Origin of the sequence: Paenibacillus sp. TCA20 (assembly GCF_000732325.1) — a bacterium.
Classification (GTDB): domain Bacteria; phylum Bacillota; class Bacilli; order Paenibacillales; family Paenibacillaceae; genus Paenibacillus; species Paenibacillus urinalis.
The window spans coordinates 12,725-30,212 of sequence record NZ_BBIW01000023.1 but is presented as its reverse complement, the minus strand read 5'-3'; the positions used below and the strand labels follow the sequence as shown (position 1 = coordinate 30,212).

Annotated in this window: 15 protein-coding genes; 11 read left to right on the top strand and 4 right to left on the bottom strand. The window is 47.8% G+C overall.

Translation table 11 applies throughout. The annotated features are described in order from the left end of the window. Positions 1 to 151: 151 nt before the first annotated feature. Both TCA2_RS25105 and TCA2_RS25100 read right to left on the bottom strand, forming a co-directional pair. Positions 152 to 973, bottom strand: a complete 822-nt coding sequence (locus tag TCA2_RS25105) for a hypothetical protein (RefSeq protein WP_047914346.1) — start codon at positions 971 to 973, stop codon at positions 152 to 154. A 12-nt stretch (positions 974 to 985) separates the two neighbouring features. Beyond that, positions 986 to 2,968 carry a M1 family metallopeptidase gene (locus tag TCA2_RS25100; RefSeq protein WP_047914345.1) on the bottom strand — a complete coding sequence of 661 codons (1,983 nt, stop codon included), beginning with the start codon at positions 2,966 to 2,968 and terminating at the stop codon, positions 986 to 988. A 102-nt stretch (positions 2,969 to 3,070) separates the two neighbouring features. Between TCA2_RS25100 and TCA2_RS25095 the strand changes: the two genes are divergently transcribed. Then, a complete protein-coding gene (locus tag TCA2_RS25095; protein ID WP_047914344.1) occupies positions 3,071 to 3,577 on the top strand; it encodes a YwhD family protein in 507 nt (168 codons plus the stop codon). Between the two features lie 131 nt (positions 3,578 to 3,708). Here the strand turns inward: TCA2_RS25095 and TCA2_RS25090 are convergent, their stop codons facing one another. Then, positions 3,709 to 5,721, bottom strand: coding sequence for a transglycosylase domain-containing protein (locus tag TCA2_RS25090; protein ID WP_052512296.1), 2,013 nt, complete (start codon positions 5,719 to 5,721; stop codon positions 3,709 to 3,711). A gap of 195 nt (positions 5,722 to 5,916) precedes the next feature. On the opposite strand from TCA2_RS25090, the gene TCA2_RS25085 reads away from it, so the two are divergent. The 10 genes from TCA2_RS25085 to argS all read left to right on the top strand — a co-directional run bounded on the left by TCA2_RS25085 (position 5,917) and on the right by argS (position 16,086). Next, entirely contained in the window at positions 5,917 to 8,832 is a 2,916-nt protein-coding gene (locus tag TCA2_RS25085; RefSeq protein WP_047914342.1) for a Na+/H+ antiporter subunit A, read from the top strand. Positions 8,833 to 8,834: 2 nt separating this feature from the next. Continuing rightward, a complete protein-coding gene (locus TCA2_RS25080; protein WP_047914341.1) occupies positions 8,835 to 9,173 on the top strand; it encodes a Na(+)/H(+) antiporter subunit C in 339 nt (112 codons plus the stop codon). Then, a complete protein-coding gene (locus TCA2_RS25075; protein ID WP_047914340.1) occupies positions 9,166 to 10,650 on the top strand; it encodes a Na+/H+ antiporter subunit D in 1,485 nt (494 codons plus the stop codon). Before TCA2_RS25080 ends, TCA2_RS25075 begins: the two co-directional genes overlap by 8 nt. Positions 10,651 to 10,654: 4 nt before the next feature. Beyond that, positions 10,655 to 11,131, top strand: a complete 477-nt coding sequence (locus tag TCA2_RS25070; protein ID WP_047914339.1) for a Na+/H+ antiporter subunit E — start codon at positions 10,655 to 10,657, stop codon at positions 11,129 to 11,131. Then, the gene (locus TCA2_RS25065; protein WP_047914338.1) at positions 11,131 to 11,415 is read left to right on the top strand and encodes a Na(+)/H(+) antiporter subunit F1; all 285 of its coding nucleotides are present in this window, start codon (positions 11,131 to 11,133) and stop codon (positions 11,413 to 11,415) included. Before TCA2_RS25070 ends, TCA2_RS25065 begins: the two co-directional genes overlap by 1 nt. Then, positions 11,399 to 11,827: a monovalent cation/H(+) antiporter subunit G gene (gene mnhG / locus TCA2_RS25060; RefSeq protein WP_047914337.1), complete on the top strand. Its 429-nt coding sequence runs from the start codon at positions 11,399 to 11,401 to the stop codon at positions 11,825 to 11,827. The genes TCA2_RS25065 and mnhG overlap by 17 nt, the downstream gene beginning before the upstream one ends. Positions 11,828 to 12,037: 210 nt before the next feature. After that, positions 12,038 to 12,865: a polyamine aminopropyltransferase gene (gene speE, locus TCA2_RS25055; protein WP_047914336.1), complete on the top strand. Its 828-nt coding sequence runs from the start codon at positions 12,038 to 12,040 to the stop codon at positions 12,863 to 12,865. Positions 12,866 to 12,881: 16 nt separating this feature from the next. Next, positions 12,882 to 13,751 (top strand): agmatinase, encoded by an 870-nt coding sequence (gene speB, locus TCA2_RS25050; protein WP_047914335.1) that lies wholly within the window; start codon positions 12,882 to 12,884, stop codon positions 13,749 to 13,751. Between the two features lie 232 nt (positions 13,752 to 13,983). Next, a complete protein-coding gene (locus TCA2_RS25045; protein ID WP_047914334.1) occupies positions 13,984 to 14,403 on the top strand; it encodes a DUF1934 domain-containing protein in 420 nt (139 codons plus the stop codon). Between the two features lie 3 nt (positions 14,404 to 14,406). Next, positions 14,407 to 16,086 carry an arginine--tRNA ligase gene (argS, locus tag TCA2_RS25040; protein WP_047914333.1) on the top strand — a complete coding sequence of 560 codons (1,680 nt, stop codon included), beginning with the start codon at positions 14,407 to 14,409 and terminating at the stop codon, positions 16,084 to 16,086. A gap of 152 nt (positions 16,087 to 16,238) precedes the next feature. On the opposite strand, the gene TCA2_RS25035 is transcribed toward argS, so the two are convergent. Then, complete coding sequence (locus TCA2_RS25035; RefSeq protein ID WP_047914332.1) at positions 16,239 to 17,399, bottom strand: S8 family peptidase; 1,161 nt, start codon at positions 17,397 to 17,399, stop codon at positions 16,239 to 16,241. Positions 17,400 to 17,488: the final 89 nt, after the last annotated feature.

Here is a 17,488-nt window from a genome sequence, read left to right as displayed (position 1 = left end):
AAAAAACAAGCCTCACTCTAGGAAAAGAGCGAGACTTTTAAACTTTTTTGACGTTAGGCAGTTTGGACTTAATTTCTACTTTGAGAGCGTTATATTCGCCCTGGCATGCGATTTTGATAAGAGGAGGCAGGATAGGAGTGAGACAAAAAGCTCAGGTCTCTTCGCTGTTGGAACGCCAAATGCTGAATTGCGAGCTAATCTTCCATACATTGATCAGTGATCGAACGAGATGGTAAGACTGCTGGAGAATGAGGGCTAATAGTCCTGTCCATATGAGAGATACGGCCGTGAAAGCACTGAATAGCAGAATGGCAAGCGTACTAAGTGTCAGGGCAACTCCAGTGACAGGAAGTGCATGACGGAGGCAGATCCATACGGCGCCAAGGCTGCTTCGACTACCTGTCAGTCCAAACTGGACATATAGGAGCAGCTGCTTGATGATGTAGGCATAAACGATCCATAAGATGACGTAAGGAGCCGCCTGCAGAAGGAGATTCTGGTTGTAGACTGCATTCATGAGAATGGGGAGCACCTTTGGAAGGATCCAGTAGGCAGGCAGCAGCAGCAATATGATCTCAACGAGATAGAGTAGAGATGTCTTTTTCCAGTGTTTAAGTGTCCCTCGAAAAAAGGAGAAGCCTCTGGTGCTTGCGTCTTCATGAAGGCTGTGGAACAGACCTGCCCGAATCAATGGAGTAATGAGCATCCGTAAAATGAACATGAGGACAAGCAGCCATACATATTCATGGACTGTGGAGCTGGTGCTCAAGCTGATCTGCCCCTCTAACCAGAACAAGATCTGGCTGAGCTCATGAGGAGGGGGATCCGGATAGCGCATAAGCAAGGGAATGACCGCAGAGGATACAATCTTGTACAGAAGCACACCCCATAGCAGCTGGTACAGAAACAAGAATATAACGATTAGAAAATGACGCTTCACCAATTTAAAACCTTCGGAGAGATAAAATTTCATCCGCTATACACCTCACCATGACAGACTTCCGAGCAAGAGCTCCAACACTTTGGTAATACTGATATTAAACCGGGTCTCCAACACTTCATCTCCTTCAGCTTTTAAGTAGTTGTTCATATGCTTGTTCTCAAGTGTGATAGAGTACTCGGGATCAACCATTGCCCACTCCAGCGGAGACTTGTAAGTCAGGTTGTAGATGATTTCTCCACCTTTACCGTCCCATACCTTGCGGATCATATGTCCATCTTCAAACGTAAAGACGATAGGAATCTCGGAGTAATCTCCTGCATTCTTAGCTACTCGGATCGAGGAAATATAGCTTGGCTCTTCAGGCGTTCCCTGTTCCTTGATGGCGATGGAATCCACGGAGAAATCAGCCATTTGGCTGCCGTAAATATATTGATCAAAATAAGTGTCCCATGATCTGCGGGTAACCTGCTCTACAACCTTTTGGAATTGAGCAGTCGTCGGATGCTTGAATCGATACTTGGCTGCATAGGTAGCCATAATCTGATCCATCTTCTTGGTCCCCACCTGCTGTTCTATACCGAGGAGGACGAGTTTACCTCTTGTGTATACATTCTCTGCATAGTGATTATGAGAGTCATACTTCCATGCCTCCTGCGTAAGTGATGCCGGTGAGCTCATCGACGCAGATTGCAGCGGGAGGTTGGGAGTGAGTCCATATTCCTGCTCCATTAGGCGGTCTTCTGCATAGGAGGTGAATGCTTCATCCAGCCAAGCTTCTTCAAATTCATTGCTCGCGATCATGCCATAGAAGTATTGATGGCCAATCTCGTGAATGACGGTTCTCTCCAGCTCATAACCGGGGGAGGTGTCATCTGCGCCAAAGGCAGTAATCAGTGTCGGATACTCCATTCCTCCCGCACCGTTCGCTTCAATAGGAGGAACAACGATGGATAGGGTAGAGTAAGGGTACCTTCCGTACCATTCACTATAATTGGTGAGCGCAGACTTGGCTGCGTAAAAATAGCGATCCTTCAGATCGGCATGAGCCGGATCAAGATACAGCTTGATGCGCACTCCCGGAACATTCGGCGAGGAGAACGGTTCCTCAGCTACGATAAAATTCGGTGAAGCCGCCCAGGCAAAATCATGGACATCATCAGCATAGAACTGGTAAATCCTCTGGCCATCCTGCTTCGTATAAGGCTTGGTCGGGAATCCGGTTGCAGCCACGATATAATCTTCGGGGACCTTTATCCGTACACTGTAAATTCCGAAGTCGGAATAGAATTCTGAGTTCCCGTGATATTGGTGGAGGTTCCATCCTTCGGTTGTCCGATTACGTCTGCCAACAGGTTCGTAGACACTTATTTTAGGAAACCACTGACCTGCCATGACAAAATCATCGGCTGTACCCATCCGGGCAAAAATTTTAGGCAGCTCTACTTCAAAGGCTATGTTTAATGTAATACTTTCGCCCCCTTTGACAGGCTTGGGCAGACGAACCTTCACAAGACTGCGGTCATTCATATTGCCATCGTCCGGCTGGACATACTGAATACGATGCAATAGGGACAATCCTTCTGTTGTTTTGATCTCGGTAAGCTTCATGGAGCCATAGCCGTCCTTCGGCATTGCGTCGCCTCGAAGCTTTCCGCCGGACTCCTTCATAAAGGTTGTCTGATCAGAAGAGAATGCATTAGGATATAGATGAAAATATAATTCATTTACGGTTTTGGTTCCCGGATGAGTCCAGGTCATGATGGAGGTGCCTTTTAAGGTGTTCTCTTCGGTCAGCTGCACGTCAATGTGATATTCGACAATGCGGTCGCTCAGCACCTCAGCTCGAGGAGTTTGAACGCTATCCTGTACCGGTGCAGGTGCTGGAGTAGCCCCAGGCTTGGCCGTATTTGGTGCGAGAGCAGGTAGAGCATCCGGGGAGCCGCTTAGACTGAGCAGCAGTGTGCCGCCTAGGACACAAACAGCAATAATAGAAGATAGAATAACTTTCGCGCGAACTGGGGTCATACTTTATATACCTCCCGTTGACAAGCATCTAAGGCATGTATATGTTTGCAACGGGACAAATATTAGTTAAAATATTGGTATCAACTTTTGGAGGCCATAACAATGGAACAAAACGGTCAAAGCGGCAAGAAGCAAATTGCCTTGAATATTGTAAGCAGCAAGAGCAAGCATAAAGGATTCGGTGCAGGATCCATTGATCTGAACAACTTATCACCTGTTATTATTGATGCTGGAGAGGCGAAGATTGATATTGGTGCCATGCATGCGAAGAGTAAAGTGGAACGGGGAATTAAATTCTCTGCGGATAAGGCAGATGTGCCGAATGGCCGCCAGGTGTGGCTCGTATGGGTGGCAGTGGATCGGACTCCGGAAGGACAGCTGTATGCAGGCGCCACTGCATGCGAAATGTGGATTGATACGGAAGCGAGACGGGGCTGGAAGATTCTCGCCGATCATGTGAACAAGATGGATTATGCAATGAAGCGCCGGATCATGGTGGATGAGCTGGGACCAGAAGACAAAGCAGCGCTGAAGAAGCTGCTTATAGCGCATAATGAGGACTGGTGGAATGCTTCTCCAGAAGAACTGAAGCAAGCGCTGGAGAGCTGATATTATTGTTCAAAACGAAAAGAACCGCAGGGCTGAAGTGTATCAGCTCTGCGGTTCTTTGCTGTTTAATCATACCGTTGCCCAGGGCCACGGGGGTCAGCCCAGCACGTACGCATAAGCTGGTTCCGGGCTTATTTGGTCCACCAATTTTTAAAGTGATCCCACCAAGAATCATCTCGTTCTCTTTCAATATCCTGCTCGGTTGAGTTTTGTTCCGGCTCAGCAGCATGCTCGGTACAATATTCGGCCGGCTCTGTGCCGCGCAGGAATACTTCGAGCCTGCGATTCTCGCAATAATTGCCGGCAAGCTTCCCAGTCGTAGGGTCGATATATACACTGGCCACTCCTTCCGGCACAGGGAATACTTTTGGAGGCACATTCTCAAGCGCCTTCTCTGTGTATTCTGCGAAGATTGGAGCAGCCCTGCGGCTCTCTGTAGTTGTAATCTCTTTCCCTTCATCATAGCCAACCCACACCGCTGTTGCTAATTCAGGTGTATATCCAACCATCCAGGCATCAGAGCTTGTTGTCCCTGTCTTGCCCGCCACAGGCCTTGCGAGCTTGCCCGCCACCCGGTGAGCTGTGCCTCCCGTATCAAATACGCTCTCCAGCAGGTTGGTAATCACATACGCTGAGGCCGGGTCAACGACCTGTTCGGGCACCTGATCCGGAACTTTATACACGATTCGATCAGCCGCATCGGTAATCTTTAGCACGGCAATCGGTGCATTTCGCTGTCCTTCATTGGCAAGGACACTGTATGCCGAGGCCATTTCAAACACGCTCACAGGCGAGGTGCCGAGGGCAAGCGAAGGGACTCCGCTGAGCGAGCTGGTTATCCCTAATTTGTGGGCCATGGCAATGACCGGCTCATATCCGATTTGCATCAGTGTATTGACTGCATAAATATTATCCGAAACAGCAATCGCCTTGCGCATATCAATCCAACCGAGATATTTCTCGCCAAAATTGCTGGGCTCATAGGTCTTCCGGTCATTATCGTAATGAAATACGGTCGGCTTGCTCTCAAATAGAGAAACACTGGTCAGCTGCTTAGATTCAATGGCTGTTAGATACATGATCGGTTTGAAGGAGGAGGCCGGCTGGCGATTACCGGCCAGCGCATGATTATACTGACTGGTCAGATAATTGGTGCCGCCCACCATTGCTTTTACATATCCATCCCGCGGATCGATGGAGACCAGGCCCACTTGAAGCTTACTCTCCGGGTCCATAATGCGGGCCACGGTTTCTTCAGCGGTTTTTTGCATCCGCATATCAATGGTCGAGTATATATTAAGTCCTCCGTGATCCAGGCGCGAGGAATCAATCCCCAGCTCATTAACGACCACATTACGGATATAATCACGGAAATACGGAGCCTCTTCATTTGTTTTCCGCTCACTTTGCGGCTTGATATCCAGCATTTCGTTGAATGCGGTGTCTGCCTCACTCTGTGTAATATCACCTGTATCGACCATAGCGCTGAGGACAATCTTCTGACGGTCCTTCGCTTTCTTCATATTATTGTACGGTGAGTAATAAGTAGGTCCTTTGGGGACACCGGCGAGAAGTGAGCTCTCCGCAAGCGAAAGTTCTGCCGCCGACTTGCCAAAATAGAGCTGAGATGCCGCTTCAATTCCATAAGCTCCGTGACCATAGTAGATTTCGTTCAGATACATTTGTAGAATTTCGTCTTTAGTAAAGTTCATTTCAAGCTGGGCTGTATAGACCGCTTCTTTTATTTTTCGTGACCAGGTCTTCTCATGCGTGAGATACAGATTTCGGGCAAGCTGCTGTGTCAGTGTACTTGCGCCTTGAGCCATGCTCATCTCCTTGATGTTCACGAGAACGGCTCGTCCCACGCCAACAATGTCAAAGCCGTGATGCTCATAAAATTTGCGGTCCTCGACGGCAATGGTAGCCTCTTTTAATTCAGGAGCAATCTGATCCAGCTTCACAGGAGTCGAATCCTTCCCACTGGAGGAGAAAGTAGCGATTACCTCACCGTTGATATCAAACAGCCTTGAATTTCGGTCATTATCTGCGAGAGGGAGGCTCGTAGCATATAGATAGATGACAAGCACTGTCGTAAGCACAATACCCGTGAGCGCCAGAATGCCTAGTACTTTCAGAACCTTCATGGTGCGGCTGGTTTTCTTTTTCGTGGATTCTGCAGATTCTGACAAATGGAGCACTCCCTTCATTCCAAAAATAACCTCATGTACCAGTATGGGACTAGGTCCTATTCATTATTCATAGCGATAAAGATTCTGTGCATAGCTGTTAAGGGTAAAGGTTAACATAAACTCTAATTCGTGCTACTAGGGGGTGTACTTGTGTATCTGCTTCATATTTCTATTCTTCTTCCCATTGCGGCAGGGATTGGGATTGCATTTATGAAAGGTTTGTCACACCGTTTTCACCTGGGATGGGCGGTTCTGTTTGTACCGCTGATTCTGTTTGCCTATTTTCTGAGCCTCATTCCTGATGTGCGTGACTATTCCGTATTCTATGAATCCATTCCATGGATTCCATCGCTGGGCATTTATTTTACAGTCTATTTAGACGGCTTAAGCTTACTAATCTCGCTGCTGATAACAGGGATAGGTACGCTAGTTGTTCTATACTCTGTTTACTATATGGAACGTGGTCAGGCATTGCATCAGTTCTACCTGTATCTGCTCCTGTTTATGGGAGCGATGCTTGGCGTTGTGCTTTCAGACAACATGATGGTGCTATACGGCTTTTGGGAGCTGACGAGTATTGCCTCTTTCCTGTTGATTGCTTTTCATCATAGCAAGGAAGAGTCAATCCGCGGTGCACAAAAGTCATTTCTTGTCACGGTCTTCGGCGGATTCGCGATGCTGACAGGGTTCATCATGCTGTACTTGATCAGCGGCTCATACAGCATAAGAGAAACCATTGAATCTATCTCTTATATAGACGATCACTCACTCTTCATCCCTGCGCTTATTCTCATTTTGATCGGGGCTTTTACTAAATCTGCACAGTTCCCGTTTCATATTTGGCTTCCCGATGCGATGGAGGCTCCGACGCCGGTAAGTGCCTATTTGCACTCAGCCACAATGGTCAAAGCAGGGATTTATATTGTAGCTCGCTATACTCCGGTCTTTGGTGGTGAGGTGGTATGGTTCTGGCTCGTCTCGCTTGTAGGGATCATAACGATGGCTTATGGCTCACTTATCGCCATTAAGAAGACGGATCTCAAAGCCATTCTGGCGTATTCAACCATATCTCAGCTTGGGCTCATTATGTCATTATTCGGCTTGGGCTCTGCAGCTCTGTACTTTGGATACGGATCAGAATCCTTATTATATACGACAGCAACAACGGCAGGCATATTACATCTGTTCAACCATGCACTGTTCAAGGGATCACTGTTTATGATGGCAGGGATTGTAGACCATGAGACAGGCACCCGGGATATTAGAAAGCTTGGCGGACTTATGGCCGTTATGCCAATTACCTTCTCCATTGCACTGATTGGCACGTTCTCCATGGCAGGTCTGCCGCCATTCAATGGATTTGTGAGTAAGGAGATGTTCTTTAAAGCGACACTTGAAATTACAGAGCTGGGCATATTCAATCTCGAAGCCTGGGGAATCATATTCCCTATCCTGACCTGGATTGCCAGTGTAATGACTTTTATTTATTCCATGATTATCGTATTTCGGACTTTTCTTGGAACGAACAAGACTGAAATTCCGGTACATAAGCTTCATGAAGCACCTATAGGGATGTTAATTCCGCCATCTATTCTGGCGCTGATGGTGCTGATCACAGGAGTATATCCGGATCTGTTATCTGGCGGGCTGATTGAACCGGCGATGGCTTCTGTTCTGTCTCCTCTGCTGACGGATGGAGAGCGTTTCGATGTGCATCTGTATCTATGGCATGGACTTACACCCGAGCTGTGGATGACCTTAGGCGTAGTTGTTCTTGGTGGAGTCATCTACAAGTTCCTGCCGAGATGGAAGACGCAATACGAGGAATACATCCCGAGATATACCATCAATCGTTTTTATTCAACAGCATTCAGAGCGCTGCACCGATTTGCGAAGCGATGGACTCAGACCTACATGAACGGATCGCTGCGCAACTACTTAATCTACATCTTCGGCTTTATGCTGATTCTGAACTTCTATGCATTCTGGCGTGCCAGCGATATACAGTGGGATTTCAGCGGCTATGAATCGTTTATGGCTTATGAAAATATTTTGCTCGCAGGATTAATTATTACCGCCTTGTGTATTCCGCTAGCCAAGCATAGGTTATCTGCAGTCATCCTGACAGGGGCTGTGGGTTATCTTGTTACTCTGTTCTTTGTGCTCTTCAGAGCGCCTGATCTGGCCTTGACTCAAATGGTCGTTGAAACAGTATCGGTCGCACTGTTCCTGCTCTGCTTCTATCACCTTCCCGAGCTGACGCCTAAATCAAGCAGGAAGTATCAGGCTTTGAATCTGGTTATTGCTATTGGAGTCGGTGTGATGGTTACCTTGATTGCTCTGGCAGCAAGCGGAACACCTCAGCTCGCATCCATTTCCGAGTTCTTTACGAGGGAGAGCTATAACCTGGCAGGGGGCAAAAATATCGTCAACGTGCTGTTGGTTGATTTCCGCGGCTTTGATACGCTGCTGGAGATTATGGTGCTTGGTGTTGCTGCCCTGGCGATCTACTCGATGATTAATCTCAATTTGACAGGCAGAGATCTTGGCTCGAAGCACCAAGCTTTACCGAAGAAGGATGAAGAGGATCAAGTGAAGGATAGGAGCCGAATGGTCAAGCCGGATAATTGGAACACCGTTCCTTTGCGAAGCAATGATGTATTCTTGCAGATGAGTACAAAGATCATTGTATTTATTATCTTGGTCTTTGCCCTGTATCTCTTCTTCGCCGGACATCATCAGCCGGGGGGCGGATTTATCAGCGGGCTCGTGACTTCGGCCGCGCTCGTTCTTATGGCAATTGCGTTTAACACAGACACGCTCCGGCGAATACTTCCGGTGGACTACCGCTACGTTATTGCATGGGGACTACTTATATCGCTAGCGACAGCCGCAGGATCTTTTCTGTTCGGGGTTCCGTTTATGAGCCAGACGTTTGATTATTTTGATATACCGATCCTGGGGGAGGTTGAGCTGACAACAGCTCTGATCTTTGAGACAGGCGTCTTCTTGGCCGTGGTCGGCGTTACGATGACTATCATTCTGCAAATTGGGGAGGATCGATGACGATGGAAATTATAATGAGCGTTACAGTAGGTATTCTATTTGCCGTAGGAGTATACCTGATACTGTCTCGAAGCTTGCTGCGGCTTGTGCTAGGGATATCCATCCTGTCACATGGAGTGCATCTATTGCTTATGACAATGGCTCGTCTGAAGACAGGAGCACCTCCGCTGCTGGGAGAGAACGCCGAGCAATATGTGGACCCTCTTCCACAGGCACTGATCCTGACTTCGATTGTCATTAACTTTGGACTGCTGTCCTTCTTCTTCGTGCTGGCTTATCGTTCGTATCTCAAACTGAAGACCGACGATATGGAGGAAGTAAGGGGGCCGAAATATGAATAACCTCGTTGTTCTGCCGATCTTCATCCCTGTTCTGACAGGGATTCTTCTTATTCTGTTTATGAAGTCGGTCAGAATACAGCGCTGGATCAGCGGGATTGGTACTGTCATTGCACTTGGCATTGCGATCCTGTTGTTCGCACAAGTATCCGTTTCGGGCCTCCAGCTGCTCAATATGGGAGGATGGGCAGCGCCTTATGGCATCGTGTTTGTAGCGGATACTCTCGCCTCTCTGCTTGTGCTCGTAGCCTCCATTATTGCGGTGGCTTGCATCTTCTATGCATTTAGAAGTCTCACAGAAGAGAGAGAGAAATATCACTTTTACGTGTTCTTTCAATTTCTGATGGCTGGTGTCAACGGCTCCTTCTTAACCGGAGATCTGTTCAATCTATTCGTTTGCTTTGAGCTGATGCTCATTTCTTCTTATGCACTGCTGGTGCTGGGGAATACGGAAAGACAGCTGATGGAGTCGTTAAAATATGTGCTTATCAATATGGTATCCTCCTCCTTCTTTGTCGTTGGCATAGGTTACCTGTATTCCGTTGTAGGAACCGTCAACATGGCTCACTTATCGGTGAGAGTGGCTGAGGTAGGACAGGATGGTATTTTGGGAGTCATCTCGGTCTTGTTCCTGCTTATCTTCAGCATAAAAGCCGGATTGTTCTTGTTCTTCTGGTTATCCGGATCTTATGCAGCCCCGCCAGCCATCGTAACCGCTCTGTTTGCCGGTCTTCTAACGAAGGTGGGTTTATACGCCATTGTGCGGATGTTCACGCTTGTGTTCTATCACGATCCTGAATTTACCCGTCAGATCATTGGCTGGATGGCTGGCGCTACGATGATACTGGGGGTAATCGGCGCTATTGCCTATAAGAATGTAAATAAGATTCTAGTGTATAACGTCGTTGCAGGGGTAGGCTTTGTGGCCTTTGGGATGGCAGCAGATAACAAGCTCGCGCTTGAAGGACTGATGTTCTATCTATTGCACGACATGATTATCAAAACACTCTTGTTCTTGCTGGGCGGAGCCTTAATTGCTGCTGCCGGGACTGCAAGTCTGAACAACATGGGCGGGCTCATCCGCAGCTACCCGCTGCTCGGCTGGATGTTCTTCGTGGCCGCACTTGCCTTGGCAGGTGTTCCTCCGCTAAGCGGATTTCCAGGCAAGCTGATGCTGTTTGAAGGGGGCATCGCCGCGGGGCTGTATGGGCTGACCACCATTGCGGTGATCGCCAGCTTCCTGATGCTGTATTCGCTTCTGCGGATCTTCATCTATGCTTTCTGGGGAAAGGGACAGACCATCCATACAGACGAGCCTCACTATTCAATTAACCGGATGCTTATTCCGGCAGGAGGGCTGTTTGTTATTGTAATCGGCATGGGACTGTTTGCAGAGGCACTGTATCCTTCTTTTTCGACGGCGGCACATGTCCTGATTGATCCTAGCCTGTATGTCAATAAGGTCCTGAAGGGGTGGTGATGGAATGTCCAGGCAGATTATTCTCAATCTACTCATCGCTTTTCTCTGGATGCTGCTCAATCATTCATGGAGCGGAGCAAGCTTCTTTGTCGGATACACCCTTGGCTTACTGATCATTTTTGCATTTCGGCGATTCTTTCCCGAGCCCTTCTATTTAAAAAAGCTATGGTCTACCTTGAAGCTGATTAAGCTGCTCATTGTGGAGCTGTTTCGTTCTTCGTTTGAAGTTATTTCCCATATTGTGAAGCCGAAGCTCGACATTTCGCCAGGGATTTTTAAATATGAGACGGATCTTCGCTCCGAATTCGAGATTATGCTGCTGTTTCTGTTCATCTCACTGACGCCAGGCACGATGCCGCTTGAGATTTCCAGGAACAAGAGAACCATATACATTCATGCGTTTCATATCCCGGACGAAGATAAGATTGCAGAGGGTATCAAGAATACGTTTGAGAAAGCGATTATGGAGGTGACAAGATAATGCTGACTGTCGTTCTTAGCATTTCGCTGTTGCTGCTGGGTATCGCCATTCTCGGGTGTCTGTACCGGGTTCTGAAGGGACCCTCCATGGCTGATCGGATTACGGCACTCGACACGATAGGTATTCACTTGATTGGAAGTGTAGCGGTATTGTCTATGCTGCTTCATACCCAAGCCTATGTGGATATCATCCTCTTAATTGGCATCTTGGCGTTTATCAGTACCGTTGCCTTTGCCAGATTTATTGAAAGGGGGCTCGTACTCGAAAATGACGATGATCTTTAGTGTAATCGTTGGGCTCCTTGTCTTGTTTGGTGCGGTTCTGAGTGTGCTGAGTGCCTACGGACTCATCCGGCTTCCAGATGTATACCTCCGAGCGCACGCAGCAACAAAGAGTAATACGCTTGGCATTTTGTGCATTCTATCCGGCAGTTTTTTGTTTTTTATTGTATATGACGGCTATGTGAGTGCAAGGCTGCTGCTTGGCATTCTGTTTGTTTTTTTGACGGCTCCTGTTGCAGGGCATTTGAATGGTCGTGCTGCCTATCGTACCGATGTTCCCTTATGGAAGGGAAGTGCGCTGGATGAGCTGGCAAAAGCTCTAAAAGGGAAGAAGCGACAGCTCCTCGAGAACGAGGAGGTTTCGGTGGATTCGCTTGAGCCGGAGCCGAACCGAAATCAGACCAAGCATGAGTGAGCTCTCCTAAAATAACGCCATAGAACAGTATCTTTACAGCGATTTCAGATTTAACGTATAATGCAAAAGTGCGTCAATTTGTGCCATGGGTTTAGTACAATATAGACGGAAAATCTGAAGCTCCTATTCGCTTGTATATGCTGTGTGGATAGAAATCCAGGTGAAGGCTGCCGGCTGAACACTTATTCTAATCGAGAGAAGGTAATAACGATGGAATTGTGGTTTACGGAGAAACAAACCGAGAATTTCGGCATTACAATGAAGATTCACGAAACTTATGTGAATGAGCAGACGGAATTTCAAGATCTGGCTATGGTCAAAACCGAGGAGTTCGGCAACATGCTGCTCCTTGATGGTATGGTAATGACGACAGAAAAAGACGAATTCGTATACCATGAGATGGTTGCGCATCCGGTACTATATACGCATCCTAACCCTGAGCATGTCCTTGTGGTTGGCGGCGGTGACGGCGGAGTCATCCGTGAAGTGCTCAAGCACCCTCAAGTGAAAAAGGCGGTTCTGGTTGATATTGATGGCAAAGTAATCGAGTATTCCAAAAAATATTTGCCAAGCATTGCAGGCAAGCTGGAGGATGCTCGTGTCGAAGTGCTCGTAGGGGACGGTTTTATGCACATTCATGAACACAAAAATGCTTATGATGTTATCATGGTCGATTCCACAGAGCCGGTAGGCCCTGCAGCCAATCTGTTTACACGCGGCTTTTACCAAGGAATTTATGAAGCATTGAAGGAAGAAGGAATCTTTGTTGCTCAGACAGACAACCCTTGGTTTAAGGCTGAGCTGATTCAGAGTGTGAACAAGGATGTGAAGGAAGTGTTCCCGATCGTTCGTGTATATGGAGCGAATATTCCAACCTATCCAAGCGGTCTGTGGACGTTTACTATGGGAAGCAAGAAGTATGATCCCCTTGAGGTAGACGAGTCAGCAATTCCAGAAATCGATACTAAATATTATACTCCGCGTCTTCACAAGGCAGCGTTTGTGCTGCCAAAGTTCGTGGAAGATCTGATTAAATAAGGAGAATTAGCTTAATATGAAAATTGATCAAGCATACTCTGGAAATGTATTTATTTGCAGCTCCGAGGATTATGAGAATGCCAAAGCCGTGATCTACGGCATGCCGATGGATTACACCGTCAGCTTCCGCCCGGGCTCGCGTTTCGGTCCGGCACATATTCGCCAGGCTTCTGTAGGACTTGAAGAATACAGTCCTTACTTGGATAGAAGCATTGTGGATCTGAAGTATTTCGATGCAGGCGATTTGCTGCTGCCATTCGGTAATGCAGGCCGCAGCCTGGATATCATCCGGGAGTATGTGGAAGGTCTCTTGGCTGACGGTAAGATTCCCGTTGGTCTGGGCGGAGAGCATCTGGTCACTTGGCCAGTACTTGAAGCAATGTACAAGAAATATCCTGATCTTGCGATTATTCATATTGATGCCCATGCCGATCTTCGTGAGCAGTATGAAGGTGAGCCGTTGTCCCACTCGACTCCAATTCGCAAAGCGGCAGAATTGATGGGAGGCAAGAACATCTATCAATTCGGTATCCGTTCCGGTTCGAGAGAAGAGTTTGCCTATGCACGTGAGAACATTAACTTCTATCCATTTGAAGTGGCAGCTCCCATGAAGGAAGCATTGCCGTCCATGGGCAGTCGTCCGGTTTACGTGACGATTGATATCGACGTGCTTGACCCTTCCGCAGCTCCAGGCACAGGAACAGCAGAAGCCGGCGGAATTACATCCAAGGAATTGCTTGAGGCTGTTCATGCGATTGCAAGATCGAGTGTGAATGTCGTGGGATTTGACGTCGTTGAAGTGGCGCCGATCTATGATCCAACGCAGCAGACGCCAATCGTTGCATCCAAGCTGATCCGTGAAATGCTGCTTGGCTTCGTCAAGTAGGTTTGTACAATATTACACAGCTTAAGGTTTGTGAAGCACCCTTTCATCCCCTGATTGAAGAAGATATGATCAGGGCTGCTGGGGTGCTTTTGTATGCGAGCTAACGTTTTACGGCATCATTTAGATAGATAGGCAGGATTTTGATTTGAACAACATGACCAAAATCTATAGAATGAACTAAGGAAAGAAGCGAAAGGAACGCTTTTTAAGGTAGATAGGGGACGATAGAATCATGTCAGGATGGAATCCCGTCAAGGTTCATATTTACAGTATGGCTGACGGCGAGAAGGTTATACAGACATTTACCGGAGAGGCGATCAGGAAAGGCAGCGCCCTCTATGTACGATATGAAGAAGAAGAGCAGGTTCCCGGGGGGAGCAGGATTCGAAATACAATTAAGGTCACAGCGCACAGCTTGAAGCTGATCCGCCATGGCGGAGTGGAATCAGAGCAGAACTTTGAGCTGGGACAACGGCTGCCCGGGTTCTATAAATCACCCTACACTTCGTTTGCTTTGTCTACAGATACGAAGAAGCTTGAGATCCGCACGGCAGGAATGTCGGCCAAGCTTGCTTTTCGCTATGATCTATATATGTTTGAAGAGAAATCAGGACGTTTTGATATCAGTATGGAAATACAGGAGGAACTTTAATTCATGACACGCAATCCACTAGAGCTTATTAATGAGCAAGTCACTGCCGCAATTAAAGAAGCTGTAATATCAGCAGGCATTGTGGCTGAGGAAGAGATACCGGCAATCGTGCTGGAAGTACCGAAGGACAAGAGTCACGGGGATCTCGCGACGAATGCTGCGATGCAGCTGACTCGTATTGCCAAGAAGAATCCGCGCATGATCGCTGAACAAATGATTGAGCATCTCGATTTGTCGAAGGCTGGCATTGAGTCCGCTGAGATCGCAGGACCGGGCTTTATTAATTTCCGACTCAGCAAGAGCTATCTGTACCCTGTTATTGAACTCATTCATGAGCAGGGTGAGGACTACGGACGTGTAAACATGGGCGAAGGACGCAAAATCCAGATGGAGTTCGTCAGCGCGAATCCGACCGGAAGCCTTCACCTTGGACATGCCCGGGGAGCAGCTGTTGGTGATGCTTTATGCAATGTGCTTGATTTTGCAGGGTATGAAGTGACCCGTGAGTACTATATTAATGATGCCGGTAATCAAGTGTTTAACCTGAGCAAATCCATTGAGGCACGTTATCTTCAGGAGCTGGGCCAGGAAGTAGACATGCCGGAGGATGGCTATCATGGCGAGGATATCCGCGGCTTTGCCAGAGAACTGGTTGCTGAGAAGGGGAACTCCCTGCTTGAGCTGAATCCGGGTGACCGTGCAGCGTTCTTTAGAGATTATGGTCTTGAGAAAGAGCTCAATAAAATCAAACGTGATCTTGGGCGCTTCCGTGTTGAATTCGATAATTGGTTCAGCGAAACCTCCCTTTATGACAACGGAGCCGTACTGAATGCACTTGATGAGCTGCGGGAAAGAAATGAGATCTTCGAGAAGGACGGAGCGACCTGGCTGCATACTTCGAAATATGGTGACGATAAGGACCGTGTTCTTATTAAAAATGACGGGACATACACCTATTTGACACCGGATATTGCATATCATCGCGACAAGTATGCCCGCGGCTACGATACAATGATCAATATTTGGGGTGCAGACCACCATGGCTACATTCCAAGAATGAAGGCCGCTATGGAAGCGCTCGGCAACGATCCTGACAAGCTGGTTGTTCTCATTGCCCAAATGGTAAGCTTGTTCCAGAATGGCGAGAAGGTGAAGATGTCCAAACGTACGGGCAAAGCTATTACGATGGAAGATCTGATGGACGAAGTTGGTGTGGACGCAATTCGCTACTTCTTTACGATGCGCAGCATGGACTCTCATCTTGATTTTGATATGGATCTTGCGATCTCCACTAGTAACGAGAACCCGGTGTTCTACGTACAGTATGCACATGCCCGGGTATGCAGTGTGTACCGTCAGGCAGAAGAGCAAGGGATTGCAATCTACCCTGTACGGGATGTGAATCTGTCCAAGCTGACAGCAGAGCATGAATATGACATTCTGCGCAAGCTTGGTGAATTCCCAGAAGAGATTGAAGTTGCAGCGAACGGCTATGCACCTCACCGTATTATTCGTTATGTGTACGAGCTCTCTGCACTGTTCCACAGCTATTACAAGGCAGAGCGTGTCATTACGGATGATGCAGAACAGACGCAAGCGAGACTGGCTCTTCTTGGCGCGGTTCGCACAGTTATTGCTACGAGCCTCAGACTTGTCGGCGTGAGTGCACCCGAAAAAATGTAATTTGTCTTGGCAGCTGCCAAAAAAATCGGCTGTTCCTAAATAATGCAGAAGCCTCCCAACATCATCTCGGGAGGCTTTTTTACTCATACAAGGACTGAAAAACAACTAAGGATCTACACCTTTCGAGAATAGATAGACCACCACACACCTAATTAAGACTTGGTTCCCTCCTGAAGTAATCGAAGTGCATGGAGCTCCCCGACTTGATCATTGGAACGGGTAGACTTCCCTAAACGAAGGGGGGTTGCGCTTTTCTTGATCAGCGCCTTGATCTCCTCAGGGGATAAGCCGGGGCGTTCTGACAGCAATAATGCAATCGCACCGCTGACGTGGGAAGTAGCCATAGAGGTACCGCTCATCTCATGATATTTCCCGTGAGTCCAGCAGGAGTATATATTTTTGCCTGGAGCATACACATCTACATAAGGGCCCCGATTGCTGAACTCGGCAATCCGCCTATTCTCATCGGTCGCACCAACAGAGATGGTCTGGGAGTATCTGGCCGGATAATCAATGAAGCGCCGCTTCCCGTCATTTCCTGAGGAGGCAACGATGACGATGCCTTCCCTGCTTGCTTTATTGACGACATCAAGAAGAGCTTTGCTCTTGGTGCGCATGCCGAAGCTCATATTGATGATATCCACCCGGTTCCGGACGCACCAATCAATGCCGAGAATGATATCTGAGACATAGGCCGACCCTTGATGATCGAATGCTTTTACAGGGTATATGATGGATCTAGGGGCAACGCCAATAATGCCTTCCGTGCTGTTTGCCGCGGCTATGGTGCCTGCAATATGGGTGCCATGTCCATTATCGTCGAAGGGAAGCATGTTTCGATTGAGAAGATTAATGCCTCTGGCGAGGGAATGGCGGAGGTCAGGGTGCTGATAATCGGCGCCAGTATCGATGACAGCAATTTTGATTCGATGCCCTGTAGAATTGGACCAAGCCTTATGAGCTCGGATCTTTCTCACCCCCCATGGGATGCCGTGGCTTCCTGAAGGGGTTGTTTTGATGTTTTTTATCGTGGAGTGAACCTTTATTTTACTGTCGTTCTCAATGGTTAACATTGGCCCGCTCAGACTGTGAAGCCTGGCAGATGGAGTTAGAGGAACGATCAGTGCCCTGATCAGGCGGGATGCTCTGACATGCCGGAGATTTTTTAAGGTTGGCTTGAGCTTAGCAAGTGCAAGCAAACACTCATGATACTGCTGCGGTTTTGCAAAACGAATGATCTGGTGTCCGCTGGATGTCTGGGAAGCTTGATTCATCTCATCATTCAGCAAGGATAAGAATACGGAGTAATCCATTTTTGGGCAGTCCCCCTCTGGATGCCATGCTTGAGGTATTGTATGTACGTGCAGGTGATGCCGCATGGGAAACCAGCCCTTTTTTATTT